This is a genomic window from Caldisericota bacterium (genome assembly GCA_034717215.1).
In the GTDB taxonomy this organism is placed as follows: domain Bacteria; phylum Caldisericota; class Caldisericia; order Caldisericales; family Caldisericaceae; genus UBA646.
The window spans coordinates 1-2555 of record JAYELD010000034.1 but is presented as its reverse complement, the minus strand read 5'-3'; the positions used below and the strand labels follow the sequence as shown (position 1 = coordinate 2555).

The 2555-nt window shown below is 54.8% G+C and carries 3 protein-coding genes; 2 read left to right on the top strand and 1 reads right to left on the bottom strand.

Annotation, left to right across the window (positions count from 1 at the left end; genetic code table 11):
• A partial coding sequence (locus U9Q18_01555; protein MEA3313042.1) for a hypothetical protein occupies nt 1-217 on the bottom strand: 217 nt, incomplete at its 3' end.
• 37 nt (nt 218-254) lie between these two features.
• Here U9Q18_01555 and istA point away from each other — a divergent pair.
• Entirely contained in the window at nt 255-1541 is a 1287-nt protein-coding gene (istA, locus tag U9Q18_01550) for an IS21 family transposase (protein ID MEA3313041.1), read from the top strand.
• Nucleotides 1538-2398 (top strand): IS21-like element helper ATPase IstB, encoded by an 861-nt coding sequence (gene istB, locus U9Q18_01545; GenBank protein MEA3313040.1) that lies wholly within the window; start codon nt 1538-1540, stop codon nt 2396-2398. The genes istA and istB overlap by 4 nt, the downstream gene beginning before the upstream one ends.
• Nucleotides 2399-2555: the final 157 nt, after the last annotated feature.

Below are 2555 nucleotides of genomic sequence, written 5' to 3'. Positions count from 1 at the left end.
ATGCGTAGGCCTTTAGTTGTCGATAGTTGCCACTGACGCCGTAGTAGCGAATGTGGCCCCCAAGATGCCTTTTGAAGTAGTCCATCATGGCCTTCCCGCCTTCTGTCACCGAACCCGGTAGACTGAGAGTTAGTGAACCCGAACCGTTACGAGTATGGCGCAGGGTAAACAGGGATATATACCCTGCGAGGTGGACAGATTCGCCATGGTTGAACATTCTATCCTCATGTAACTAAAAGAGGAGGATGTCAGCCGTGGTCAAGCTCAGGAAGGAGGAGATCGTGGCGATTCAGGTAGTTGGGGAAAAGGGCGAGAGCCACTGTGCGCTTGCCAGGCGATTTAACGTCAGTGAGGGAACGGTGCGCTACCATGTAAAGAGAGCGCGTGAACAGGCAACAGACGGACGCAAGAAGCCTTTCCTGGTGGAGCAGCTCAACCTGGGTGAGGTGGTGAAGTACTGGTGGGATGATCAGGTGGAACACCTTCCTTTGGGACGAGCACCGAGCGTAATGGCACTGTATGACCACCTGCGGTTAGAGTATGGATATACTGGATCCTACAAGTCGGTTCGCAAGTATGTTCGTGGTCGTTTCCCGTCACCGAAGATGCGTCCGTTCCGGCGGATTGAGACACCACCTGGAGCGCAGACGCAGAGCGACTGGGCCGAGCGTCGAGTAGATATCGGAGACCCTACTGGACCGACAAAGCTCTACGCGTTCGTAATGGTTCTTTCTCACAGCCGCAAGGCAGTGGTGATCTGGAGCAGAACACAGGACCAGCTAGCCTGGCACCATGTTCACAACGAGGCCTACCCTCGTTTAGGCGGGGTAGCGGCAGTCAATCGAATTGACAACCTAAAGACGGGCATTGTGAGTGGAGCTGGAGCGTGGGGAAAGATCAACGCTCAATACAAGGTCTATGCTCGACAGCTTGGCTTTCACATTGATGCCAATGAGCCGCGTTCCCCGGAGCAGAAGGGAAAGGTAGAGAAACGGGTGCAAGTATTGGACCGGCTTAATGTTAGCCGTCGACGCTTTGAGGGGATCGAGGAACTACAACGATGGACAGACGTGATGCTCTCCCGGAGGGACGAGATCCGCATCTGTCCGGCCACCGGGAAGACGGTGCATGAAAGCTGGGAAGAAGAGAAAGCGTTCCTTAGACCGCTTCCGCGGTTCCTTCCCGCGCCATTCGATCTTGTGAAGACGTGTCCAGTGTACAAAGATTGCACGGTTCGCTTTGAGGGGCACACATACGCTGTTCCATTCCAGTATATGAACGGAGCGGTGGAGGTGCATGGGTGTTCTGGAGAGGTACAGATTCTCGATCGAGAGACAGGGGAAGTAGTGGTGCGCTACAAGCGAGGAACAAAAGAGCTGCTGCTGATCGATCCATCGTGTTACGAGGGTAAAGGAACGGACAGGGTTCTTCCTCCCAAGCCGCTGGGGCGGATGTCGCGGAAGCTGATGGAGATTGCAGAACTCCCTGTAGAGAAGCGACCGGTGGACTTGTACGCCGCCCTGGCCGAGGTGGCGCGATGACGGTGAACAAGAGGCTGACCAGTGTGTTGCCGGTAAAGGCAGGGAAGGTGGATGTTGACAGTCTGCGTTCACGCCTGGAGGAGTTAGGGTTGACGTTTGCCGCGGAACAGCTACCACTGCTGTTGGCAGAAGCGGTGCAGGAAGACCTTGGACCAACAGGGCTGTTGGAGCACATTCTTGGGTTAGAGAGCGAACGACGAGAGGAGCGGCGGGTACGCATGGGGCTACGGTTGTCAGGCCTCCCTACAGGACAGACGATTGCCAACTTTGACTTTGCGTTCCAGCCATCGGTAGAACGGTCTCGGATCGAGGCCCTGGCAACGTGTGCATGGATTGTTAAGCAGCGATCACTGCTACTTCTCGGTCCACCAGGAGTAGGAAAGACACACCTTGCCATCGCGCTTGGGGTAAGAGCAGTGGAAAGTGGTTTCTCAGTTGCCTTCTACCGACTGGAGGAGTTGCTCTACCTCCTGGGCAACGATGAACAGGTCTCTCCTGGTCGACTGCGGCGCAAGAAGTACATGAAGGCAGGGTTGTTGATCGTTGATGAGATGGGGTTTCAGCCTCTTTCACGCCAGGATGCGAACCGGTTCTTCCGGTTGGTAAGCTATCGCTATGGACGGGGTTCGATCTGTATCACATCGAACAAGGCGATTCGGGAGTGGTCAGAGATGTTCGCTGGTGATGAAGCCATCACTGCAGCAATACTGGATCGGCTGTTGCACAACAGTCACGTGCTGAGCATCCGTGGCCGGAGTTACCGGCTACGTGAACTGGAAGATCTGCTACAACAACAAGATACCAGCAAAGAAGAGAAGGGAGTTGCTATGGAACATACGGTGAATCCCACCTCGTAAAAGATCGGGTTCACTAACCTCGTAAATGTTCGGGTTCCTTGACACTGACCTCCGGTCTTGCTTTGCAACCGGCATCCGTCCCGTGTAAGCCGAAATTAGAAGCCACTACCTACTCGAAACAGAAAGGAGCCAAGTAAGGTGATGCCGGCTTGACCGG